This window comes from Citrobacter sp. VF227, assembly GCF_052950715.1.
Genome location: NZ_JBRFVF010000003.1, coordinates 286,394 through 309,895, shown reverse-complemented (window position 1 = coordinate 309,895; position 23,502 = coordinate 286,394). Strand labels below are relative to the sequence as shown.

The following is a 23,502-nucleotide window of genomic DNA, read 5'->3' as shown; positions in this document are numbered from 1 at the left end:
ACAACATTACTCTTTATCGCCCAGCAGAACGGATTCCAGCGCGATTTTGATCATGTCATTGAAGGTCGTCTGACGTTCAGCGGCAGTGGTCTGCTCGTGAGTACGGATATGGTCGGACACGGTGCAGATAGTCAGCGCTTTCGCACCAAATTCAGCCGCAACGCCATAAATGCCCGCCGCTTCCATTTCCACGCCCAGCACGCCGTATTTTTCCATGACGTCGAACATTTCGCCGTCCGGAGAGTAGAACAGGTCAGCGGAGAACAGGTTACCCACGCGCGCGTCTACGCCCAGCGCTTTTGCTGCATCAACAGCGTTACGCACCATGTCGAAGTCAGCGATAGCAGCGAAATCATGATCTTTAAAGCGGATACGGTTAACTTTGGAATCGGTGCAGGCACCCATACCGATAACCACGTCACGCAGTTTGACGTCCATACGCACGGCGCCACAGGAGCCTACGCGAATGATTTTCTTCACGCCGAAATCGGTGATCAGCTCTTTGGTGTAGATGGAGCAGGATGGGATACCCATACCGTGGCCCATTACGGAGATCTTACGGCCTTTGTAGGTACCGGTGAAACCTAACATGCCGCGAACGTTGTTCACTTCACGGACATCTTCGAGGAAAGTTTCAGCAATATGCTTCGCACGCAGCGGGTCGCCCGGCATCAATACGACGTCAGCGAAATCACCCATTTCTGCATTAATATGTGGAGTTGCCATCAATTTATCCTTATTAAAATTGAGAAGAATACCCAAAGGATTTCGCGTTGTAGGAAGGCGACGAATTCGTGAATCCCCGGAAGCATAGATTAACTATGTGACCGGGGTGAGCGAACAAAGTCAACGCATCTACAGCGCGAAAGACAACGGGTATCACAGCATGTTTTTACCGTAGTCCATCGGCGACGTACCAAAGTAGCTCGCCAGCGTCTGGCCGATATCCGCGAAGGTTTCACGGTGACCTAAAGAACCGGGTTTCACTTTCGGGCCGTAAACCAGTACCGGAATGTGTTCACGGGTGTGGTCTGTTCCGGTCCAGCTCGGGTCGCAGCCATGGTCAGCAGTCAGGATCAGAATGTCATCTTCACCCACCAGCTCCATCAGCTCAGGCAGACGGCGGTCGAACAGTTCCAGACCTGCGGCATAACCGGCGATATCGCGACGGTGGCCCCAGGAAGAATCGAAATCAACGAAGTTAGTAAAGACGATGGTCTTATCACCCGCTTCTTTCATCTCTTTGATGGTGGCGTCGAACAGCGCGTCCAGACCGGTAGCTTTCACTTTTTTGGTGATGCCGCAGTTCGCATAGATATCCGCGATTTTACCAACGGAAACCACGTGGCCGTCTTTCTCGTCGACCAGTTTCTGCAGCACGGTCGGTGCTGGCGGCTCAACGGCCAGGTCGTGACGGTTACCGGTACGCTGGAAATTACCGGCTTTATCACCAATAAACGGACGCGCAATAACACGACCGATGTTGTAACCACCTTCGGTCAGCTCTTCACGGGCGATTTCGCACAGTTCGTAGAGTTTATCCAGGCCAAAAGTCTCTTCGTGACAGGCAATCTGGAACACTGAGTCAGCGGAGGTATAGAAAATCGGCTTGCCGGTTTTCATATGCTCTTCACCCAGCTGATCCAGAATCACGGTACCGGAAGAGTGGCAGTTACCGAGGTAGCCCGGCAGGTTGGCACGTTTTACCAGCTTATCCAGCAGTTCCTGCGGGAAGCTGTTTTCATGATCGGAGAAGTAACCCCAGTCAAACAGAACCGGTACACCGGCGATTTCCCAGTGGCCGGACGGCGTGTCTTTTCCGGAAGAGAGTTCATGCGCCCAGGCGTAAGCACCAATCACTTCCGCATTACCGTCCATGCCGGCAGCAATTTTACCTGTAGAGCCTTCGTGAGCTTTCACCAGGCCCAGACGGGTCAGGTTAGGCAGATTCAGTGGACCTTTGCGACCATTGTCAGCTTCACCTTTCGCACAGGCTTCTGCAATGTGTCCCATAGTGTCTGAGCCTACGTCGCCAAAGCGATCCGCATCTTCAGTCGCACCAATACCAAAGGAGTCCAGCACCATAATAAATGCACGTTTCATCTTGTTCTCCATACATCTGCGCCGCAAAAAAGCGATCAGATCAGTATACAGTTATTCGGTAATACGACGATAGACTGTCGGCGTAATTTCTGGCGCTTTATCGTCAAGGCTAATTGCCGCTTTGACCGCTTTCGCCGCTTCCTGCCAGCTGGCTTCATCTTTGGCGTGGATCACCGCCAGCGGGCGCTGTCCGTCTACGCTGTCGCCCAGACGCGCCATGTCGCTGAAGCCAACGCTGTAATCAATGGTGTCCGAGGCCTGACGACGACCGCCGCCCATGGAAACGACCGCCATACCCAGCGCACGGGTATCCATCGCGCTGACAAAACCTTCGGTATCAGCATATACCGCTTTGCTGAGCATTGCCGTTGGCAGGTACTTCGAATAATTCTCGACGAAATCGGTCGGGCCTTTCTGCGCTGCAACCATGCGACCAAAAATCTCTGCCGCTTTACCGTTATCCAGCACCGCCTGCAATTTCGCACGAGCTTCGGCATCGTCTTTCGCCAGCTTGCCGGAGATCAGCATTTCCACGCACAGCGCCATGGTGACGTCTAACAGACGTGGATTGCGGTATTCACCTGTCAGGAACTGCACCGCTTCGCGAACTTCTACCGCGTTACCCGCGCTGGAAGCCAGCACCTGATTCATATCGGTTAACAGCGCGGTGGTACGTACACCCGCGCCATTCGCCACGCCGACAATCGCTTCGGCAAGGGCTTCAGAGAGCTCGTAGGTCGGCATAAAGGCGCCGCTGCCTACTTTCACATCCATCACCAGCGCATCCAGCCCTTCCGCCAGCTTTTTCGCCAGGATGGAGCCAGTAATCAGCGGGATGGAATCCACCGTCGCAGTAATATCGCGAGTAGCATAAAAACGTTTATCCGCCGGTGCGAGCGAGCTGGTTTGCCCAATAATCGCCACACCCACGTCTTTAATAATTTCACGGAAACGGGCGTCGTCCGGAAAAATGTCAAATCCTGGAATGGCTTCCAGTTTATCGAGCGTGCCACCGGTATGTCCCAGGCCACGCCCGGAGATCATCGGAATATAACCGCCGCATGCAGCGACCATTGGGCCTAACATCAGTGACGTTACGTCACCCACGCCGCCGGTAGAGTGTTTATCCACAATCGGGCCGTTCAGTTGCAGGCTTTTCCAGTCCAGCACGGTTCCTGAATCACGCATTGCCATAGTCAGCGAAACACGCTCAGGCATTGTCATATCGTGGAAGAAAATGGTCATCGCCAGGGCGGCGATTTGCCCCTCAGAGATGGTGTTGTCACGGATCCCATTGATAAAGAAACGAATCTCTTCATCGCTCAGCGCATGACCATCACGTTTTTTACGAATAATTTCTTGTGCGAGAAACACGGTAACCTCCCGATTATGGGCCGGGTAAGCAGTGCGCTCCCCGGCTAGTCGTATTGATGCCGGATGGCGGCTTACGCCTTATCCGGCCTACGATGGGCAATTCAAACTTAGTAGCTGCTTGCGCTCTTACCGTCGCCGTGACCCAGCGCTTTGAGCAGGCTCGCCAGCAGGCTGGATGCGCCAAAACGATAATGGCGGGAATCTGCCCAGTCAGCGCCAAACAGTTCGTCAGCAATCGCCAGGAACTGCTGTGCATCTTCTGCAGTACGCACGCCGCCAGCGGGTTTGAAACCAACGGTTTTAGAAACGCCCATATCACGGATCACTTCCATCATGATGCGTGCGCTTTCCGGCGTCGCATTGACCGGTACTTTACCGGTAGACGTTTTGATGAAATCAGCACCGGCTTTGATGGAGATTTCAGACGCTTTACGGATAAGGGCTTCTTCTTTCAGCTCACCGGTTTCGATGATCACTTTCAGCAGCACATTTGCCGCCGCACACGCGTCTTTACACGCTTTAACCAGATCGAAACCAACTTGCTCATTACCGGCGATCAGCGCACGGTACGGGAACACCACGTCAACTTCATCCGCGCCGTAGGCAATCGCCGCGCGGGTTTCAGCCAGCGCAATCTCGATGTCGTCGTTGCCGTGCGGGAAGTTGGTGACGGTGGCAATACGGATGTCCGGCGTACCCTGCTCTTTCAGAGTCTTACGCGCAATAGGGATGAAACGCGGATAGATGCAGATTGCGGCAGTGTTGCCAACCGGGGTCTTCGCCTGATGACACAGCGCGATCACTTTTTCATTGGTGTCGTCGTCATTCAGGGTGGTCAGGTCCATCAGTTTCAGTGCGCGCAGGCTGCTTGCTGTTAAATCGGTCATAACATTCTCCAACGGCGTCGCCGTATAAAATTTCACCTTGCGAGTTTGTTAGTATTCTAACATCCGCTCGCGATTACACTTCGATATACATCACAGTTAATGAAAACCACATACAGATTTGCATTACTCTAATGAGATCCACTTCAAATAAATCACCTTTCCAGAGGGAATGCGGTGGCATCAAGCGCATCCGGATCAAAGGTTGTAGCGACGTTGCTTTCTACAATGGCGTTACACCTTCGGGATAAAAAGGAATCAACGATGCCCACTTCAAGCGAACTCGCGCTGCAACAGCGTTGCCAACAAATCGTGACCAGTCCGGTGCTCAGCCCTGAGCAGAAACGCCACTTTCTGGCGCTGGAGGCTGAAAACGCACTGCCTTACCCGCAACTGCCTGCTGAAGCACGCCAGGCGCTGGATGACGGGGTGATCTGCGATATGTACGAAGGCCATGCCCCGTTCAAACCGCGTTATGTTTTACCCGACTACGCGCATTTTCTGGCCAACGGTTCATCATGGCTGGAGCTGGAAGGAGCAAAGGATCTTGATGACGCGTTATCCTTACTCACCATCCTGTACCATCACGTTCCGTCAGTAACGTCGATGCCGGTCTATCTCGGTCAGCTCGATGCTCTACTGCAACCATATGTTAGAATTCTAACACAAGATGAGATCGATATTCGAATAAAACGTTTTTGGCGTTATCTCGACCGCACCCTGCCAGATGCCTTTATGCATGCCAACATTGGTCCAGTCGACACGCCGATTACACGCGCAATTTTACGCGCAGATGCAGAGTTAAAGCAGGTTTCACCTAATCTTACTTTTATTTATGATCCGCAAATCACCCCTGACGATCTGCTGCTTAACGTGGCGAAAAATATCTGTGAATGCAGTAAACCACACATTTCCAACGGCCCTGAAAATGATAAAATTTTCACAAAAGGCCACTACGGCGTCGTCAGTTGTTACAACTCACTGCCGCTGGCTGGCGGCGGAAGTACGCTGGTCAGGCTCAATCTGAAAGCCATCGCAGAGCGCAGCACCTCTGTCGATGACTTCTTTACGTGCACCCTACCGCACTACTGCCAGCAGCAAATCGCCATCATTGATGCACGATGTGAATTCCTCTATGAAAAATCACATTTCTTTGAGAATAGCTTCCTGGTGCAGGAAGGGTTGATTGATCCCAAACGTTTTGTGCCTATGTTCGGTATGTATGGCCTGGCGGAGGCGGTAAATCTGCTGTGTGAAAAAGCAGGGCAATGCGCGCGTTACGGGAAAGATGAGTTTGCCAATCAGCTTGGCTATCGCATTAGCGCCCAACTGGCGGAATTTGTAGAAAGCACGCCAGTGAAATATGGCTGGAATCAGCGCGCGATGCTGCATGCACAGTCGGGGATCAGTTCTGACATCGGCACCACGCCGGGCGCACGTCTGCCCTACGGCGATGAACCGGACCCGATCACTCACCTGCAGACCGTTGCGCCGCATCACGCGTATTATCACGCCGGTATCAGCGACATTCTCACGCTGGATGAAACCATCAAGCGTAATCCCCAGGCGTTAGTGCAATTATGCCTCGGCGCGTTTAAAGCCGGGATGCGTGAATTTACCGCTAACGTGAGCGGTAACGATCTGGTTCGCGTCACCGGTTATATGGTGCGCCTGTCGGATCTGGAAAAATATCGCGCCGCAGGTTCTCGCACCAACACAACCTGGCTGGGCGAAGAAGCCGCGCGCAATACGCGCATTCTGGAACGACAACCTCGCGTGATTAGCCATGAACAGCAGATGCGCTTCGGTAAGTAAGATTATCCCTTTCTCCTGCGTCGACGGGCCGGGCAGTCGCCTGGCTCTGTTTCTGCAGGGGTGCAATCTGCGCTGTAAAAATTGCCACAATCCGTGGACGATGGGACGCTGCAATGACTGCGGGGAGTGTGTCCTGCATTGCCCGCATGAGGCACTCAGCCTGAGTGCAGGAAAAGTGTGGTGGCAGTCCGACGTATGCCAGCAGTGTGACACCTGCCTGCACATGTGCCCACAGCAGGCTACGCCGATGGCGCAGACCATGAGCATTGATGAGGTGCTGCAGTCTATTCGCAAGGCAGCACTGTTTATTGAGGGAATTACGGTCAGCGGCGGCGAAGCGACGACCCAGCTACCGTTTATTGTGGCGCTGTTTAGCGCGATCAAAACCGATCCGCAGTTGCAACACCTGACCTGCATGGTAGACAGCAACGGCATGCTGAGCGAAACCGGCTGGCAAAGATTGCTACCGGTGTGCGACGGCGTGATGCTCGATTTAAAAGCCTGGGATAGCGCATGTCATCGTCAGTTGACTGGTCGCGATAACACGCTGATTAAACAAAGCATTACCTTTCTGTCCGGGCAAGGAAAACTTGCGGAACTGCGCCTGCTGATTATTCCTGGTCAGGTGGATTATCTCCAGCATATCGATGCGCTGGCGGCGTTTATCATACGTTCAGGTGACGTGCCGGTGCGACTGAATGCCTTTCATGCGCACGGGGTATACGGCGAAGCAAAAGACTGGCCGAGCGCCACGCCGGAGGATGTGGAGATCCTTGCGCAAAAATTGCGCGAGCGCGGGGTGGAAAATTTGATTTTCCCGGCTTTGTATCTGTGAAATGCCGGATGCGATGCAAAAGCGTCACATCCGGAAATCAAAAATCAAACAACGTCGTCGTATTGCGATACAGCGCGTCAGCAATCACGTCCGCAGGTTCCGGGCGCAGCTCGCATAAGACGTCAAACACTCTGACTACCTGCTCCGGGCGATTGGGCTGTCCCTGAAACCCGCTGAGCGGCATATCTGGCGCGTCGGTTTCCAGCAGCAGTGACTCCAGCGGCAATCGCGCCATTACCTCGCGGGTTTTGCTGGCGCGTGGATAGGTAATGGTGCCACCCACGCCAATTTTGTAGCCCAGTTGTACAAAGCGTTCAGCCTGCTGAAAACTCCCGGAAAATCCATGCACCACGCCGGTTCGCGGTAAAGCATGGTATTTCAGGTGCATCGCCAGCTTGTCATGCGTGCGCCGTGAATGCAGGATCACTGGCAGTTCGTAACGCTTCGCCAGCTTAAGCTGCGCCTCCAGAATCCACTCTTGCTTGTCAAATTGCGGATCGTCCCGATACAGATCCAATCCAATCTCACCTACTGCCACCAGCTTTTGCGGACGCTTATCCAGCGCCTGCTGCAGTTGGTCCAGACAGTCGTCGCTGTGGTGTTCAATCACAATGGGATGCAGGCCCAGCGCGGCAAACAGCGAGGGGTGATTATCCGCCAACGCCAGCACGCGGGAAAAATTCGCCGCCTGGGTGGCCGGGACAATAATACTGTCCACACCGGCTTCACTGGCGCGCTGCAGGCTGGCGGACTCGTCGCCAGTAAACGGCGGAAAATCAAAGTGACAATGCGTATCGATAAAGCGAAAACTCACGCCAAATCCTCATTATCAAACGTGGTGTCATTAGCCTGAGGCGCATTGGTCACCACAGGGGCGTGGGCGTCGTTGGCCACCGGCGCGGGAGGAACCACCACCGGTCCCGGCACCAAAATCTTCGGCGTCTGACGAGGCAGCGGCACGTTTTTCCCCAGCAGTTTGCCGACGGTAGCCAGGAAGTAACGACCGCACAGGCGTCCGGTTTTATAGTCTTCTCGCAGCGCCGGAATACGACTTCCCAGTGCCATACTATGGAGCTGTTTGGGCGGGTAGATCTCAAAGATACGCAGCTTGCCCGGCGGTTTCTCAATAAAGCTCTGAATCGCGTGATAGGTGGCTTCATGGTGCTGCACCAGATTCAACAGCGGTTGTAGGCTGCTTTCGCCCAGCCAACGTTCCATACGCTTGAACCACTGCGGGGTGTAGTACATTTGCGAAGGCACGGTACGAATAACCACCAGCGTTTTTGCCCCCTGCTTCGCCGCTTCCTGCACGGGAATGGCGTCGCTGACGCCCCCATCCAGGTAATTAACCCCATCCAGCGCAACCCCTGTGCGGTAGAACCCGGGAATCGCACTGGAGGCACGAATAAGATCGAGCCAGTTTTGCCGGTTCGGTGAAAAATAGCCCGGTGTGTAGTCATCACCCCGACAGGCGCACATATAAAACGATTTTCCTGCGGCAAACAGGCGCTCGGCGTTATCCATTGCCAGCGGCATTTGGGACGAGGTCGAATCTACCAGCCAGTCGAGGTCGATTAAGTTTCCCCCTCGCACAAAGCGTACCGGGTCAAAAAACTCACGTCGGGTGGTGTAACGCATGATGACTTTTCGCCCGTAACCAGGCTGGTTACAGAGATAGGCTGATAGGTTTTGCGCGCCCGCAGACGTTCCGTAGAAGAGATCAAAAGGATTAAACTGGGCGCGCATGAACTCATCCAGCACGCCAGCGGTGAAGATGCCTCTTTGTCCGCCGCCCTCACACACCAGCGCCATACTGCCTGGTTGAAACGGACGTAACGATAACGGCGCAATATTGCCGAGCGTGACGGGTATTCTCTGCCCCACCTCTGCCTTCCTGTTGTTTTTGTAATAGAACAACAAAGTAACGCAAATTGCCTGGCGCTAAAACCGTAAAAGCCAGTCCGGTGGACTGGCTGAGTAGCAAGTTATCTTTACGGTTTTTCTTTGCAGTTACATGCTAGGGTCGTTTACGACCGGTAAACAGGCTGACCAAAAACAGAATGATCCCCACTACAAATACAATTTTCGCTGCGCCTGCAGCGGTCCCCGCCAGTCCACCAAAACCCAGTGCAGCGGCAATTAACGCGATAACCAGAAATATGATGCCCCATCGAAACATATGCTTCTCCTTTACCATAGTTAATGTCACCGCTTGATATGAGCACTCAGGCTGCCCATCGGCGATATTTTCAGTGTGGTGCACAATACGCCTCCCGACAAACGCCAGGAGGACGAATTAAGTCTAATTAGTGAGTTTTGAGATCGTTTTTAACGCTTTTCACGCCATCAATCGCTTTGGCGATGCTCTCAGCGCGATCGCTTTGAGCCTGCGATTCAACGGTTCCTGAAAGCTGTACCACACCATCGGTGGTTTCAACTTTCACTTTGCGGGATGGGACAATATCATCGGCCAGCAGCTTGGCTTTTACCTCACTGGTGATTGCCGTATCGCCTGCATAGCCTTTTACGGAAGAGTCTTTGCTATCACGCACGTGCAGTTTGTCGCTAACGGAGGTCACACCCTCAACGCCTTTCGCCACTTTCACCGCCTCTTCGGCCTGTGCCTGGCTTTCAACAAACCCGCTTAACGTCACTACTTTTTGATCTGTTTTGACGGAAATATCGGTGCTCTTAATGCTATCGTGGTCCACCAGCGCGGCTTTCACTTTCGCGGTGATGGTGCTGTCATCCATGAAATTACCGACTTTGTTCATAGAGCTATCGACTTTCTGCCCCGCACTTTCGACGCCGGATTGCGCTTTATCCGTCGTGGCGTTTTCTGCATAAGCAGAACCCGTTGCAACAGCGGAGGTCAGCATCACGGCCAGCAGCGTTTTAGAAATCTTAAGTCCTGTCATTGTCATCGATGTATTCCTGTATGTTTTTCTTAAGCGATGCTCTGGCATTAAACGGCCTGAACCAGAGACAAATTTTGTAAGTGAGATAAATGTCAGTTATAGAGGCTGCAACAGGCAGCTTAAGAAGCATTAAAAACCGACATTCATGTCATCACATTGTTAAATATAGTTCACGATTTCGTGATCGCAGCCCGAATCGGCTAAAAAACAGACAAACAAAGAAAAAATGAGAGGATTTAAGAACATTCCGTAAGGGATTTAAAAGACAGGAAAAGTTGCCGGGCACGACGAATACCGTGCCCGGAAAGGTCGATTAGTGTTCGCGCGTTTTGCGGAACTGAACGTCAGGGTAACGTTCCTGGGTGAGATTCAGGTTAACCATGGTTGGTGCAATATAAGTAAGATTATCGCCGCCATCCAGCGCCAGCTGAATTTCGTTTTTACGCTTAAATTCTTCAAATTTCTTCACGTCAGAACACTCTACCCAACGCGCAGTCGCCACGTTGACCGATTCATAAATCGCTTCAACGTTGTATTCGCTCTTCAGACGAGAAACCACCACGTCGAACTGCAGCACACCGACAGCTCCCACGATCAGGTCGTTATTGGCGATCGGACGGAATACCTGCACGGCGCCTTCTTCTGAAAGCTGAACCAGTCCTTTCAGCAGCTGTTTCTGCTTCAACGGATCCTTGAGGCGAATACGACGGAACAGCTCCGGTGCGAAGTTCGGAATACCGGTGAACTTCATCATTTCGCCCTGGGTAAAGGTATCGCCAATCTGGATTGTGCCGTGGTTGTGCAGGCCAAGAATATCGCCCGGATACGCTTCTTCGACGTGAGAACGGTCACCGGCCATAAAGGTCAGCGCATCGGAGATCACCACGTCTTTACCAATGCGCACCTGGCGCATTTTCATGCCTTTCTCGTACTTGCCGGACACCACGCGCATGAACGCCACGCGGTCACGGTGTTTCGGATCCATGTTGGCCTGAATTTTAAACACGAAGCCAGTGAACTTCTCTTCAGAGGCTTCAACGACGCGGGTATCGGTTTTACGCGGCATCGGCGCAGGCGCCCACTCCACTAAGCCATCCAGCATATGATCGACGCCGAAGTTACCCAACGCGGTACCGAAGAAGACCGGGGTGATTTCGCCCGCGAGGAACAGCTCATGATCGAACTCGTTGGACGCACCCTGCACCAGTTCCAGCTCGTCGCGCAGCTGCTGCGCCAGGTCTTCACCCACGGCAGCATCGAGCTCCGGGTTGTTCAGACCTTTAACAATGCGCACTTCCTGAATGGTGTGACCTTTACCTGTCTGATACAGATAAGTTTCGTCTTTATAAAGGTGATAGACACCCTTGAACAACTTCCCGCAGCCAATCGGCCAGGTGATCGGCGCGCAGCCGATTTTCAGTTCGTTCTCGACTTCATCCAGCAGCTCCATCGGGTCACGGATGTCACGGTCGAGTTTGTTCATAAAGGTCAGGATCGGCGTATCGCGCAGACGGGTAACTTCCATCAGCTTGCGGGTACGATCCTCGACGCCTTTCGCGGCGTCAATAACCATCAGACAGCAGTCCACCGCCGTCAGGGTACGATAGGTATCTTCGGAGAAGTCTTCGTGCCCCGGGGTATCCAGCAGGTTCACCAGGCAGTCATGATACGGGAACTGCATCACGGAGGTGGTAATGGAGATCCCACGCTGCTTTTCCATTTCCATCCAGTCAGACTTCGCATGCTGGCTGGAGCCACGGCCTTTTACCGTACCAGCGGTCTGAATCGCCTGTCCGAATAACAGAACCTTTTCAGTAATGGTCGTTTTACCGGCATCCGGGTGAGAAATAATGGCAAAAGTGCGGCGTTTGGCCACCTCTTGCAAATAAGGAGACAACGTCATAGTCAAATCTTCTTAGGTAAGCACGGCAACGGGCCGTGCAAGTTGAATACGAAAAATTGCGGCTATTTTACCCATCAACGGGGGGGAGGCAATCAGTGTTTACACAGGAGCTGCTCCAGTTCGCTTAATGACGTCACCGTCCAGGTCGGCTGAATGCCCGCTGGCTGCTCGCGATGATGCGTATTGAGCCAGCAGGTGGAGAGCCCAGCATTAATGCCGCCAAGGATATCGGACTCTGCGGTGTCGCCCACCATCAGCACGCGGGAACGGTCAGGATTGCCCGCCTGCTCCAGCGCATGGTCAAAAATACGGGGATCGGGTTTCGCCACGCCAACCTGCTCAGAAATCACCAGCAGATCGAAATAATCGCGCAGTCCCGTCCGTTCAAGGCGGATTTGCTGCAACGCCGTGAAGCCGTTGGTAATAATGCCGATTTTCGTTTTATCACGAATTGCATTAAGCAGTGAAACTGCCCCTGACAACGGCGAGCAGATCTCCGCCATCGCATTGATAAATGCGTCATTAAGCTGGCCAGGTTCAACCTTCAGGCGTTCAGCCCAGCTCTGGAAACGGGCGTGCTGCAGCTGTAATGAGGTAATCGCGCCGTTTTGATAATCCACCCACAGCGGTTTATTCACGGCCTGGTAGTCCTGAAAATCTTCAGCGGTAAAGGTAATGCTATAGTCGAGAAACATCCGCTGTAAGCCGGTAAACGAGTCAAACGTAAACAGCGTTTCGTCGGCATCAAAGAAAATCCAGTCCCACTTCTTCATCATTACACCTTGTCTTACATGCTGATTGGCAATGCCATGATAATGGCGTCTTCATGACCATCGGCCGTCGGATAGTAATTGCGCCGGATCGTCGCCTCGTTAAAGCCCAGGTTTTCATACAGCGCGATAGCGGCTGCGTTTGAGGCGCGCACTTCAAGCCACAGCGTCAAAATGCCACGCTTTTCCAGCTCATCGATCAGATGCTCCAGCAGCTCACGCCCCAGCCCCCTGCGCTGAAAGTCAGGATCGACGGCAATATTGAACAGCGTAGCTTCATCCAGCACGACCTGCGTAATCGCAAAGGCCGCCATCACGTCATCAACCCTCAACTGAAAATTGAGGTAACGATCGCCCTGGTTGCTGGCAAATGTTTTTTCACTCCACGGAAAAGCGTGGGCGCGTTTTTCAATCTGAAATGCTGTAGGTAAATCAGTCGGTTCGAGGGAAGAAATCGTGTTCATATGCGCATATTTGTTGCCATAACGCGGCGCGGGCCGCGGGGTTTTCCCGTAATTCATTAAACGCAGGACTCGCGACCTGAGCGCCCTCCAGCAGCAGCGGCTCTTCGGTTCCCAGCCGCCAGCTATTACAGCGACTGCCTTGCGGCAGCATGGCGACACGGTCAGGCGTCAGTTGTAAAACCTGATCCGGGCTGACGGTTAATGCGCGTAAAATATCGCTCATCAATGGTTCGGTTAGCGCGGGTAACTGTGCAGCAACCATCACCAAACGGACATGCGCAGGAATGGAAATCGCGATTTCGCCCTGCAGTGCGCCAGGACGACGCAACGACCACTGCGTAATGCCCAGTTGCTGTAACTGCCAGTCTCGTCGGGATGTCATAGCGAAACGCTCCTGTAATCAGGGGCGCAAATATAGCAAATTTGTCGAATCCGTGCCATCAAACAACTATAATCCCCCGCTGTACAATTTAAGGAGCACTCCATGTCTGCTTTTACCCCGGCAAGTGAAGTCTTGCTGCGCCACAGTGATGATTTCGAACAAAGCCGTATTCTGTTTGCCGGTGATTTGCAGGATGACCTGCCTGCTCATTTTGAAAGCGCCGCCAGCCGTGCGCACACTCAGCAGCTTCACCACTGGCAGGTGCTTCACCGCCAGATGGGCGACAACGTCCGCTTCAGCCTCGTCGCTCAAGCCGATGACGTCGGCGATAGCGATACGCTGATCTACTACTGGCCGAAGAATAAACCTGAGGCTCAGTTCCAGTTGATGAACCTTCTGTCGCTGTTACCGGTGGGCAGCGATATTTTTGTTGTTGGTGAAAACCGCAGCGGCGTGCGTAGCGCCGAGCAGATGTTGGCCGAATACGCACCGCTAAACAAAGTCGACAGCGCACGTCGCTGTGGCCTGTACCACGGTCGTCTGGAAAAGCAACCGGTCTTTGATGCTGAAAAATACTGGGACGAATACCAGACCGACAATCTGACCATTAAAACGCTGCCGGGCGTATTCAGCCGTGACGGCCTGGATGTTGGCAGCCAACTGCTACTCTCTACGCTGACGCCGCACACTAAAGGCAAAGTTTTGGATGTCGGTTGTGGCGCGGGTGTTCTCTCCGTCGCACTTGCCAGCCACTCGCCAAAAGTGCGCTTAACCCTGTGCGATGTTAGCGCAGCCGCTGTTGAAGCCAGCCGCGCAACGCTTGCCGCCAACGGTATTGAAGGTGACGTTATCGCCAGTAACGTCTTTTCTGACGTGACGGGTCGCTTTGATATGATCATCTCCAACCCGCCGTTCCACGACGGCATGCAGACCAGCCTGGATGCCGCGCAAACGCTGATTCGAGGCGCGGTGCGTCACCTCAACAGCGGTGGCGAACTGCGTATTGTAGCCAACGCCTTCCTGCCTTATCCGAAAGTACTGGATGAAGTGTTTGGCTTCCACGAAGTTATCGCGCAGACCGGGCGCTTTAAGGTCTATCGCACCGTCATGACGCGTCAGGCGAAAAAAGCGTAATTGTCTCGCAGCGAACGGCCATTCACGTGGCCGTTTTTGCATCAATCGGCCCAGCCTGTACAATTAACTATTGACGAAAAGTTGAAAACAACTAGAATGCGCCTCCGTGGTAACGATACTTTTTGAGTGTCGATGGTATGCGAAGGTGGCGGAATTGGTAGACGCGCTAGCTTCAGGTGTTAGTGTCCTTTCGGACGTGGGGGTTCAAGTCCCCCCCCTCGCACCATAATCCACGTTGATATTGCTCGCACTGGGCGAAGGTGGCGGAATTGGTAGACGCGCTAGCTTCAGGTGTTAGTGTCCTTAGGATGTGGGGGTTCGAGTCCCCCCCCTCGCACCAACGAGGCGATATCAAAAAATAAGATGACTGTGCGAAGGTGGCGGAATTGGTAGACGCGCTAGCTTCAGGTGTTAGTGTCCTTAGGATGTGGGGGTTCGAGTCCCCCCCCTCGCACCAATTATCTTATTTCCCTCTCAATTTTCTTCCCTGTTTTGTTCATCCCTGATTCCAGTTCATCATTACCAGAACAATGCCGCCGATCAGTGCTGCGCATGACGGTAATAAAACAAAGTGCCGTAAACGCTCATGGTATAACATGAGTGAAGTCAGTAGTAATCCTAATACAATCATCGCCTTCCATACGTAGACCGACAGGTCACTAAATGCCATCCCGGCAATAAGCATTCCTGGCAGCAGAACACCCCAACCACTGCCCAGCGTACGTTGCAACATGGTACCACCTATCACACTGATAATGATAACCAATATCATATGATAAATTTTCTCATTTGTCAGCTATGTGGCACTATCAATTATATGAGTTTTACTTAACGATTGATGACATCAATAATTTAAGGTGATAAATTGCTCGCCGGTTAGCTTTTCAACTAAAAACAATAAAAACCTCTGCGAATGAAACCCCGTTCGTTATTTGTTTTATTTACCAACTCACCTTCGTACATTGCAGATAACTAACAATATTTACCTATGACAGTACAATCCTGGCGAACTCTGCGCACCAAAAAATACCAACTTTCTTTACGACTGTTCCTGTTACTCAATGCAGTCTCCGCGCTGTTTACGCTTTTTTTCCCCCTGTTTGCCGTCAAAGCTTTGTCAGCACCGGCTTTGCTGATACTTGTGATGAGTACTTTGTTACTGGCATGGCATGGCAAATATGCGGATAAAAGAATTAATCTTCCTTTTATTTCAATCGTTTTTGGCTTGCTTTGGGCATTACATATTTTCCTGAAATATAACGCGCTAGGCCATAATGATTATTATTTTCTGTTAATCGCGCTTCTCAGCGTTTTGTTTATTGGATCTATCGCTTTTGCCAATAATATCATCGCGTTTACGCTTCACTCATTGCCTTCCGTTGCCGTCTGTTTATGGCTGAACGGCAGCGAGCATGGTTTGCGAATTTTCTATTTTATGGCGTTGCCCATGGCCGGGATCGCCATCCAGCATGTGATACAAAAGCGCTACGACGGCTTCGCCCAGCAACTGATGCACAAACTACTGGAAGAACGGGAAACCCTGAACGGTCTCAGCATGCTCGACCCGCTAACCGGTTTGTACAATCGCCGGGGGCTGCAACACAGACTCGATACACTATTGGCCCTGAGCAACTCGAAGCACTACGTCCTGCTGCTGGATATCGACCATTTCAAAGCCTATAACGACCATTACGGTCATATGATGGGCGATCAGGCGCTAATCCGCGTCTCGGCCGCGATTCGTGACTCCGTGCGTTCCCGGGACGTGGTGGCGCGCTTTGGCGGCGAAGAGTTTATGGTTTTGCTGACCGCGGTCGATCCCCAACAGGCTCAGGCTGCCGCCGAGCGCATTCGCCAGAAAGTGTACGACCTTAAAATTCCCCACATGTTTAATGAGAGCGTGGCAACCAACGTAACTATCAGTATCGGCATTGCGCCTCTGGTTGAGCAGGATATTGAAGCCGCGATTGCTCAAGCGGATAAAGCGCTTTATGAAGCCAAGCACCTTGGACGCAACAGCACGCTGGTCAGCGATGAGCTAAGGGTAAACTGCCCTTCTGCCTGAGCGATCTGTGCGATACCGCTCCGGATGGCGACAAAGATCTTGCCATCGTTCAGCGTCAATTATAGGATTGGAAATCATTATCATTTAGATTAACATCCTTATATCAACATGGCTTATCGTTCCGCTCCGATCGTTGAAGATGTCATCTGGCGTAGTCATCTCCCTGCAAAGATGCCCTCGCTGGCTGCTGCCGTCCACGCAACGATAGCCAAAACCCGAGAACACCTGCTGGATTTCATTCGTCTGGACGAAACGCCAGTGCCAGGAGCAATGACGCTGCATGAATGGACGCAACCAACGACGCTAAGTTCATTGCTCGCGGTTTATTCAGACCATATTTATCGCAATCAGCCCATGCTGCCCCGCGAAAATAAGCCGCTGATTTCTCTCTGGGCGCAGTGGTATATCGGTCTGATGATGCCTCCACTGATGGTGGCCCTGCTGACGCAAAAAGAGGCTATCGACGTCTCGCCAGAACATATGCACGTAGAGTTTCACGAATCGGGTCGTGCAGCCTGTTTCTGGATCGACGTGCATCAGGATCATCAGGCCACGGCTCAGTCTCCCCAACAGCGTATGGAAACGCTGATTCTCTCAGCGCTAACGCCGGTTGTGCAGGCACTGGAAGCGACAGGCGAGATCAACGCGAAGCTTATCTGGAGCAACACGGGGTACTTAATTCACTGGTACTTAACGGAAATGAAGCCGTTGTTAGGTGAAGAATTGCTGAACACGCTGCGTCAGACCTGCTTTTTTGAGAAACAACTCCCCTGCGGCCAGGATAACCCTTTATGGCGTACCGTTGTTCTACGCGAGGGACTGTTAGTACGCAGAACCTGCTGCCAGCGCTATCGTCTGCCCGATGTTCAGCAATGCGGCGACTGCACGCTGAAGTAAGCGAGGAGCCGTAGCCCCCCACCTACACTTTATGCAACCTGCTGATTTTCCTCTTCTATACGCTGTGCTTCTTCATTTTCTTGCGCTAATAGCTGCTTTTCGTAAACCTTAAAGAACGGGAAGTAGATAACAGCCGACACCAGCGCCAGCAGGACAACCAGGAGCGCCGCACGATAATCCCAACCTAACGCCCATGCCGCGCCAACGGGTGCCGGTGCGGTCCAGGGAACCACTGAAATCACCCGCCCAATTAAATCCAGTTTCATCGCCGCCCAGGCCAGCACGGCGTTCACCATTGGGGCCAGAAGGAAGGGAATAAAGAACACCGGATTCATGACAATCGGCGTACCGAAAATCACCGGTTCATTAATATTAAAAATGCTGGGGACCACACTCAACCGCCCAATCGAGCGTAGATGGGCCGAACGACTGCGCAGATAGCAAATTACCAGCCCCATCGTCGCGCCGGAACCGCCAACCACGATAAAGAACGTCCAGAACGCTTCCATAAAGATATGTGGTAAAGGTGTACCCTGAGCCAGCGCCGACTGGTTCATCCCGAGATTGGTGAGCCAGAACATTTGCAGCATTCCCGACACAATCGCGGCGCCGTGAATACCGGCAAACCACAGCAGATGGCCGATCAGTACTGCCAGCAGTATCGCCGGCAGAGAATCGGCGGCGGATACCAGTGGTTTAAAGATGGCCATGATGGCCTGCGGGATCAACATGTCAAACTGTGACTGTATGACCAGGCTCAGCGGGTATAGCGTCAGCACCACCACCAGCACCGGGATCAGCAGATCGAAGGAGTTTTTGATCATCGGCGGCACTTGATCGGGCAAACGAATGCCGATGTTATGCGCCTTCAGAAAACGCATCATTTCAACGCAGTAAATAGCCACCAGGATGGCGGTGAAAATCCCCGTACCGCCCAGGCTATCAACTGGCATCGTGCCTTTAGTTTTTGGCGCAGCAATCAACAGAAATGCCATGATCGACAACATCGCGCACATAAACGGATCTAACTGATGTGACTTCACATAGTGCTTGCCCAGGTTATAAGCAATAGCAGCACATATGTAGACCGACATAATCCCCATCGTCATATCAAACGGTGTAAGTATCTGCCCTTCAAACTGTTTAGCCAAATCCAGCCATGCACGGGCAAATCCCCAGGTGGTATCCGGAGAAAAAGGCGGGTAGGCGAAAACCAACAGAAACGAGCCTACAATCATAAAAGGCATCGCCGAGATAAAACCGTCACGAATTGCCATGACATGACGCTGTGAAGAAATACGCCCCGCGACGGGGCTGACGTAATTTTCAACAAAGCGGAAAATCGCATTAAATACCGCATGGTTAGTAGACATTGCCGTTCTCCCGTTGTGCTAACCCCTGCAACCGTGCTGGTTTCAACACCACCACGTAAAACCCATTCCTACTATTCGCAACCGTGCCAGGAGAAAAACCAGCCTTACCGCTTTTTGAGTTAAGTTTCATAGATGGCTCTTATTATGTGATACAGAGGAAGTGACAACATCAGTATTAATCGCCATTTCAGCATTCTGCAACCGGTTACTGTAACCGGTTTCTTTGATTGTGAAGACGATCGAAAAACTACCAATGTTGCCGTATTGTTACATTTAAATATTTACAGCGAGGTTTACCCTATGACAAATTACGCCATGCGGTTTTTTGCTGTACGGAGCTGCCTGTAGGCTATTTGGAGAGAAGAATGAGTTTGCAATCAGTACGCCAATTTTTAGCGCAACATGCGCCAGATATTGAGATTATCGAATTAGATCAGAGCACAGCCACCGTCGAGTTGGCAGCAAAAGCCCATAACGTCGAACCAGGCCAGATTGCGAAAACACTTTCACTAAAGGTGAAGAACGACATTATTCTGGTAGTCGCCAAAGGTGATGCCCGACTGGATAACAAAAAGCTTAAAAGTACCTTTGGCGCCAAAGCCCGTATGCTGAGTAGCGATGAAGTAGTGAATGCGACAGGTCATCCCGTTGGCGGCGTATGTCCTTTCGGGCTGGAAACGCCGATTTCGGTATACTGCGATGTCTCCCTGAAACACTATGCAGAAGTGCTGCCCGCTGCAGGGGCCATCCACAGCGCGGTTCGCATCACGCCTGAAAGAATGGCTCAACTAACTTCAGCCACCTGGGTGGATGTCTGTCAGTAAAGTTATACGGCCCGTGCCGGTTGTTCACCCCAGCACGTAACGAGTTAAGAAGCCGTCTGTAGAAATGGTGCAGACTCACCTGCGCGCAGATACAACAGAATATCTGCAGCATCGAGCAGTCCGGCATCTGAGCTCACACCCAGTTTGGACATCACATTAAATTTATGTGCCCGGATGGTTTTAATATTTCGTTCCAACTGAACGGCAATCTGCGGCATTGAATAACCATTCGACATAAAGCGCAGTATTTCTCGTTCTGTTGGACTGAGCATACGGCTTTGATTGATATACCAATGGTTTTTTGCACCTTCGGATCCCCGACAGGGAGCATTCAATGCCGTGAATAGCGCATCCTGCAGCACCGTTAACGAAGACGATTTGCTCACTACCCCATCTAACGGCAAGGGCGACAAAGAGCCGATTAATCGCGCCTCTACGTCATCATCAACAATTACCACCCGGCGAATACGCGGAAATTTTTCCGCCAGTTCCATCATATAAGCTAAACCGGCCCTGCGGTCAGTTCTGATTGCAGAGAGGGAAAAAATAACCGCCGAAAACGACGTTTTTAACATTGCCTGACTAAATGCAGGTTGGCTCGAAAAGATATGAAGTTTGTATTGGTCATCCGACATGGTATTAAACAAACTCTTAATACCGACACTACTCATTGCGCACTTCTCTACCAGCGCGACGTTTCTTTTGATGTTTCTGCTTTCCATTCCGTGGTTTCTCCATAGACTGAAGGTAAATTCAGTTCTCGCGATCCTTGAGAACTGTTTATCCAGGCGTACATTTCTGCATTACTATGAATCGACAAACGACGCATAGCACTGTTCTTTTGAGCGCTGATTGTTTTATTGCTTTTCTTTAGCAACGTCGCAATCTGGTTAATTCCCCATCCTTTCCCTAAGAGCCGCAACACTTTCCTTTCAGAAAGGGTGAGAACAATTGACCGCACGTTGTTATCCATTAATTGTGGTATAGCTGGCGGAGAGAGCAACGCCTTGCTGATTCTCTCCGCACGGGTATTCCCCGCGTGGATGACATTTACTAAACTTTCAATCGGTTCGGCGTCAGATAACAGCGAACTAACAGGGCACATTAGCAGTTCAATGGCCAGAGGATAAAAATGACGAGATACAAGAAATACCCAGTGGATATCACGGTATTGGGATAATAAAGAATAATATTGTTCGCAGACTGAACGAGGATGATTACAGTCTCCGGTTAAATCAGCAATAACCAGATTGGCACAACGCAGCTGCAGCAAAGTCAGTTCTTCGACGGAACGGCAGTAGGTCAGCTCGTAATCGGCAAACTGTGCCTGCATTACACCTTTTAACCCAGTTTGTATAATAGGTAATTTACTAATAATAATTGCGTTTTTGCAGCGTCCTGGCAACATATCCCCTCCACCACTCACCAGTCCGTAATCGCACTTATTCAAAATTCCTTGATGAATTAATAAAATTAATCCACAGGAAAATACTCCGAACAATAAACGGGGTGAATTGTTTATCCTTGGCTTTATGATTTAATTAAACAGACACTTTGGCGCTATAATCCAAATAGCGTCAATCTATCGAACCATTATTACACAATTACCTATAAAAATATTATCTGTACAATTAAAAGTACTACAATAGATCGTTAGCTTGGCTTATGTATTTGCTATCTGGATGAATAACGTTACATTTCGGTGAGAGACTTCTTTATTGATAAGCTGATGAGATGTTCAAATGGCTCAGGCACGCGGCCTGCGTCTTTTTTCAACACAAAAATTGATCTTAGCAGAGCCAACAAGCTCATGCTTCATGATAAAAGTAAACATTCATCACTCCATGAGATCCTTTTCAGCCAGAGCGAGCCATGCAAACAGAGCAGTCGTCACAGCGAACAGTTACACGGTTGTGTATTCAATGCGGTCTTTTTTTACTTCAGCATGGGGCAGAAAGCGCGCTGGTTGACGAGCTATCCACCCGGCTTGGACTGGCACTTGGCATGGACAGTGTAGAAAGCGCCATCTCTTCTAACGCTATCGTCCTGACTACCATTCAAGACGGGCAGTGTCTGACATCAACGCGAAAAAATCATGATCGCGGGATTAACATGCACGTCGTCACGGAAGTGCAGCACATCGTAATTTTGGCGGAACACAAACTGCTGGATGTTAAAGGCGTAGAGAAGCGCTTTAGCCAAATTAAGCCGCTGCGCTATCCAAGATGGTTGGTCGCCTTGATGGTCGGTTTATCCTGCGCCTGCTTTTGTAAACTCAATAACGGCGGATGGGATGGCGCGGTGATCACCTTTTTCGCCAGTATGGTGGCTATGTATATCCGCCAGATTCTGGCGTCCCGGCATTTACACCCACAAATTAACTTCTGCATCACGGCTTTTGTGGCGACAACGATTTCAGGTCTGCTGCTGACGTTGCCGACGTTTAACCACACCCCAAACATCGCCATGGCCGCCAGCGTGCTGCTGCTGGTTCCGGGGTTTCCGTTGATCAACTCCGTCGCGGATATGTTTAAAGGACACATTAATACTGGACTCGCCCGCTGGGCTATTGCCAGCCTACTGACACTGGCAACCTGCATTGGCGTGGTCATGTCGATGACCTTATGGGGGCTACGCGGATGGGCGTGATCGATTTCATTTTGGCGCTAATGCAAGACATGATCCTGGCGGCGATCCCGGCGCTTGGCTTTGCTATGGTCTTTAACGTACCGCATCGGGCGCTACCCTGGTGCGCGTTACTCGGCGCACTCGGACATGGTTCACGCATGGTGATGATGAGCGCAGGACTTAATATTGAATGGTCGACCTTTATGGCCTCGCTACTGGTCGGCTGCATTGGGATCCAGTGGTCACGTTGGTATCTGGCGCATCCAAAAGTCTTCACCGTCGCGGCGGTGATCCCCATGTTTCCAGGGATCTCCGCCTACACCGCGATGATCTCGGCGGTAAAAATCGGCCATTTTGGCTACAGCGAAGCGTTGATGATCACCTTGTTAACCAATTTCCTGAAAGCCTCATCGATTGTCGGCGCGCTCTCCATCGGCCTGTCCGTACCGGGATTATGGCTGTATCGCAAACGCCCGCGCGTTTAAGCACGCCACAGAGGGGGAATCTCCCCCTCATCTGCTGCTCTCTCTCTTCTCTGTGTTACTATAAAAGCAGTTCCCTTCTCGGTTGTTGTTCAGTATTGAGAAACATTATGCCCTGCAAAATTTTGACGCCGGACGTCACTAGCATTGACGCCTTACTACACGATCACCACGCAGTGCTGGCCAAATCAACGGGCGGCGCCGTAGCCGTATTTGCCAATAACGCGCCAGCGTTTTACGCGGTGACGCCTGCACGACTGGCTGAGTTGTTGGCGCTTGAAGAGAGGCTGTCACGCCCGGGAAGCGATGTGACGCTGGATGCACAATTTTATGAAGAGCCGCAGGCCGTCCCCGTTGCGGTGCCAATGGGGAAATTTGCGATGTACGCTGACTGGCAGCCCGATGCCGACTTTCAGCGCCAGGCTGCCCTGTGGGGCGTGGCGCTAAGAGAACCCGTCACCGCCGAGGAACTGGCCTCATTCGTCGCGTACTGGCAGGCCGAAGGCAAAGTCTTTCACCATATTCAGTGGCAGCAAAAACTGGCGCGCAGCATCCAGATTGGCCGGGCCAGTAATGGCGGAATGCCGAAGCGCGATGTGAACAATGTCAGCGAGCCTGACAGCCATATTCCACCGGGTTTTAGAGGATAAC

The 23,502-nt window shown here is 51.8% G+C and carries 25 protein-coding genes and 3 tRNA genes; 12 read left to right on the top strand and 16 right to left on the bottom strand.

The features are described 5' to 3' along the window. Positions 1–6: 6 nt before the first annotated feature. The 4 genes from deoD to deoC form a co-directional block, all read right to left on the bottom strand. Entirely contained in the window at positions 7–726 is a 720-nt protein-coding gene (gene deoD, locus ACU8YC_RS13865) for a purine-nucleoside phosphorylase (RefSeq protein ID WP_000224864.1), read from the bottom strand. Positions 727–879: 153 nt separating this feature from the next. Further along, a complete protein-coding gene (gene deoB, locus ACU8YC_RS13860; protein ID WP_003019037.1) occupies positions 880–2,103 on the bottom strand; it encodes a phosphopentomutase in 1,224 nt (407 codons plus the stop codon). Between the two features lie 51 nt (positions 2,104–2,154). Then, positions 2,155–3,477 carry a thymidine phosphorylase gene (deoA, locus tag ACU8YC_RS13855; RefSeq protein ID WP_187253697.1) on the bottom strand — a complete coding sequence of 441 codons (1,323 nt, stop codon included), beginning with the start codon at positions 3,475–3,477 and terminating at the stop codon, positions 2,155–2,157. 107 nt (positions 3,478–3,584) lie between these two features. Continuing rightward, a complete protein-coding gene (gene deoC / locus ACU8YC_RS13850) occupies positions 3,585–4,364 on the bottom strand; it encodes a deoxyribose-phosphate aldolase (RefSeq protein ID WP_137376109.1) in 780 nt (259 codons plus the stop codon). 261 nt (positions 4,365–4,625) lie between these two features. Here deoC and ACU8YC_RS13845 point away from each other — a divergent pair, with 261 nt between their 5' ends. Then, the gene (locus ACU8YC_RS13845) at positions 4,626–6,176 is read left to right on the top strand and encodes a YjjI family glycine radical enzyme (RefSeq protein ID WP_252838432.1); all 1,551 of its coding nucleotides are present in this window, start codon (positions 4,626–4,628) and stop codon (positions 6,174–6,176) included. Next, positions 6,148–7,011, top strand: a complete 864-nt coding sequence (locus ACU8YC_RS13840) for a YjjW family glycine radical enzyme activase (protein ID WP_151224524.1) — start codon at positions 6,148–6,150, stop codon at positions 7,009–7,011. The genes ACU8YC_RS13845 and ACU8YC_RS13840 overlap by 29 nt, the downstream gene beginning before the upstream one ends. Before the next feature lie 37 nt (positions 7,012–7,048). Here ACU8YC_RS13840 and ACU8YC_RS13835 read toward each other — a convergent pair whose 3' ends face one another. The 8 genes from ACU8YC_RS13835 to holD form a co-directional block, all read right to left on the bottom strand. Beyond that, positions 7,049–7,825 carry a metal-dependent hydrolase gene (locus ACU8YC_RS13835; RefSeq protein ID WP_252838433.1) on the bottom strand — a complete coding sequence of 259 codons (777 nt, stop codon included), beginning with the start codon at positions 7,823–7,825 and terminating at the stop codon, positions 7,049–7,051. Beyond that, on the bottom strand, positions 7,822–8,895 hold the full coding sequence (locus ACU8YC_RS13830) for a patatin-like phospholipase family protein (RefSeq protein WP_252838434.1): 1,074 nt from the start codon (positions 8,893–8,895) through the stop codon (positions 7,822–7,824). The genes ACU8YC_RS13835 and ACU8YC_RS13830 overlap by 4 nt, the downstream gene beginning before the upstream one ends. A gap of 133 nt (positions 8,896–9,028) precedes the next feature. Continuing rightward, complete coding sequence (locus ACU8YC_RS13825; protein ID WP_003019081.1) at positions 9,029–9,190, bottom strand: DUF1328 domain-containing protein; 162 nt, start codon at positions 9,188–9,190, stop codon at positions 9,029–9,031. 127 nt (positions 9,191–9,317) lie between these two features. After that, positions 9,318–9,935 (bottom strand): molecular chaperone OsmY, encoded by a 618-nt coding sequence (gene osmY, locus ACU8YC_RS13820; protein WP_151216671.1) that lies wholly within the window; start codon positions 9,933–9,935, stop codon positions 9,318–9,320. A 307-nt stretch (positions 9,936–10,242) separates the two neighbouring features. Beyond that, positions 10,243–11,832 (bottom strand): peptide chain release factor 3, encoded by a 1,590-nt coding sequence (gene prfC / locus ACU8YC_RS13815; RefSeq protein ID WP_016151601.1) that lies wholly within the window; start codon positions 11,830–11,832, stop codon positions 10,243–10,245. Positions 11,833–11,924: 92 nt separating this feature from the next. Continuing rightward, entirely contained in the window at positions 11,925–12,605 is a 681-nt protein-coding gene (yjjG, locus tag ACU8YC_RS13810) for a pyrimidine 5'-nucleotidase (protein ID WP_446895476.1), read from the bottom strand. Between the two features lie 14 nt (positions 12,606–12,619). Next, on the bottom strand, positions 12,620–13,066 hold the full coding sequence (rimI, locus tag ACU8YC_RS13805; RefSeq protein WP_151216670.1) for a ribosomal protein S18-alanine N-acetyltransferase: 447 nt from the start codon (positions 13,064–13,066) through the stop codon (positions 12,620–12,622). Beyond that, complete coding sequence (gene holD / locus ACU8YC_RS13800; RefSeq protein WP_005123886.1) at positions 13,035–13,448, bottom strand: DNA polymerase III subunit psi; 414 nt, start codon at positions 13,446–13,448, stop codon at positions 13,035–13,037. The genes rimI and holD overlap by 32 nt, the downstream gene beginning before the upstream one ends. A 102-nt stretch (positions 13,449–13,550) precedes the next feature. Here holD and rsmC point away from each other — a divergent pair, with 102 nt between their 5' ends. From rsmC to ACU8YC_RS13780, 4 genes are all read left to right on the top strand, one after another. Further along, positions 13,551–14,582: a 16S rRNA (guanine(1207)-N(2))-methyltransferase RsmC gene (gene rsmC / locus ACU8YC_RS13795; protein WP_187259134.1), complete on the top strand. Its 1,032-nt coding sequence runs from the start codon at positions 13,551–13,553 to the stop codon at positions 14,580–14,582. 139 nt (positions 14,583–14,721) lie between these two features. Continuing rightward, positions 14,722–14,808: transfer RNA gene (locus ACU8YC_RS13790), tRNA-Leu, on the top strand. A gap of 28 nt (positions 14,809–14,836) precedes the next feature. Further along, a tRNA-Leu gene (locus ACU8YC_RS13785) sits at positions 14,837–14,922 on the top strand. 31 nt (positions 14,923–14,953) lie between these two features. Next, positions 14,954–15,039, top strand: a tRNA-Leu gene (locus tag ACU8YC_RS13780). Positions 15,040–15,078: 39 nt separating this feature from the next. Here ACU8YC_RS13780 and ACU8YC_RS13775 read toward each other — a convergent pair. After that, positions 15,079–15,315, bottom strand: a complete 237-nt coding sequence (locus ACU8YC_RS13775; protein WP_151216668.1) for a DUF1435 domain-containing protein — start codon at positions 15,313–15,315, stop codon at positions 15,079–15,081. A gap of 255 nt (positions 15,316–15,570) precedes the next feature. Here ACU8YC_RS13775 and ACU8YC_RS13770 point away from each other — a divergent pair, with 255 nt between their 5' ends. Together ACU8YC_RS13770 and fhuF are read left to right on the top strand one after the other, a co-directional pair. Next, on the top strand, positions 15,571–16,647 hold the full coding sequence (locus tag ACU8YC_RS13770) for a GGDEF domain-containing protein (RefSeq protein WP_151216667.1): 1,077 nt from the start codon (positions 15,571–15,573) through the stop codon (positions 16,645–16,647). Between the two features lie 108 nt (positions 16,648–16,755). Continuing rightward, positions 16,756–17,544 (top strand): siderophore-iron reductase FhuF, encoded by a 789-nt coding sequence (gene fhuF, locus ACU8YC_RS13765; RefSeq protein WP_423390851.1) that lies wholly within the window; start codon positions 16,756–16,758, stop codon positions 17,542–17,544. Positions 17,545–17,573: 29 nt separating this feature from the next. Here fhuF and ACU8YC_RS13760 read toward each other — a convergent pair whose 3' ends face one another. Continuing rightward, positions 17,574–18,917: a PTS sugar transporter subunit IIC gene (locus ACU8YC_RS13760; RefSeq protein WP_151216665.1), complete on the bottom strand. Its 1,344-nt coding sequence runs from the start codon at positions 18,915–18,917 to the stop codon at positions 17,574–17,576. A 365-nt stretch (positions 18,918–19,282) separates the two neighbouring features. On the opposite strand from ACU8YC_RS13760, the gene ACU8YC_RS13755 reads away from it, so the two are divergent. Further along, a complete protein-coding gene (locus tag ACU8YC_RS13755; protein WP_151216664.1) occupies positions 19,283–19,741 on the top strand; it encodes a YbaK/EbsC family protein in 459 nt (152 codons plus the stop codon). 44 nt (positions 19,742–19,785) lie between these two features. Here the strand turns inward: ACU8YC_RS13755 and bglJ are convergent, their stop codons facing one another. Continuing rightward, positions 19,786–20,463, bottom strand: coding sequence for a DNA-binding transcriptional activator BglJ (bglJ, locus tag ACU8YC_RS13750; protein WP_151216663.1), 678 nt, complete (start codon positions 20,461–20,463; stop codon positions 19,786–19,788). Beyond that, complete coding sequence (locus tag ACU8YC_RS13745; protein ID WP_151216662.1) at positions 20,424–21,149, bottom strand: response regulator transcription factor; 726 nt, start codon at positions 21,147–21,149, stop codon at positions 20,424–20,426. Before ACU8YC_RS13745 ends, bglJ begins: the two co-directional genes overlap by 40 nt. A gap of 464 nt (positions 21,150–21,613) precedes the next feature. On the opposite strand from ACU8YC_RS13745, the gene ACU8YC_RS13740 reads away from it, so the two are divergent. The 3 genes from ACU8YC_RS13740 (at position 21,614) to dnaT (ending at position 23,501) form a co-directional block, all read left to right on the top strand. Then, the gene (locus ACU8YC_RS13740) at positions 21,614–22,390 is read left to right on the top strand and encodes a threonine/serine ThrE exporter family protein (protein ID WP_446895456.1); all 777 of its coding nucleotides are present in this window, start codon (positions 21,614–21,616) and stop codon (positions 22,388–22,390) included. Beyond that, on the top strand, positions 22,381–22,854 hold the full coding sequence (locus ACU8YC_RS13735; RefSeq protein ID WP_151216661.1) for a threonine/serine exporter: 474 nt from the start codon (positions 22,381–22,383) through the stop codon (positions 22,852–22,854). Before ACU8YC_RS13740 ends, ACU8YC_RS13735 begins: the two co-directional genes overlap by 10 nt. Before the next feature lie 107 nt (positions 22,855–22,961). After that, positions 22,962–23,501 (top strand): primosomal protein DnaT, encoded by a 540-nt coding sequence (dnaT, locus tag ACU8YC_RS13730; protein WP_151216660.1) that lies wholly within the window; start codon positions 22,962–22,964, stop codon positions 23,499–23,501. Position 23,502: the final 1 nt, after the last annotated feature.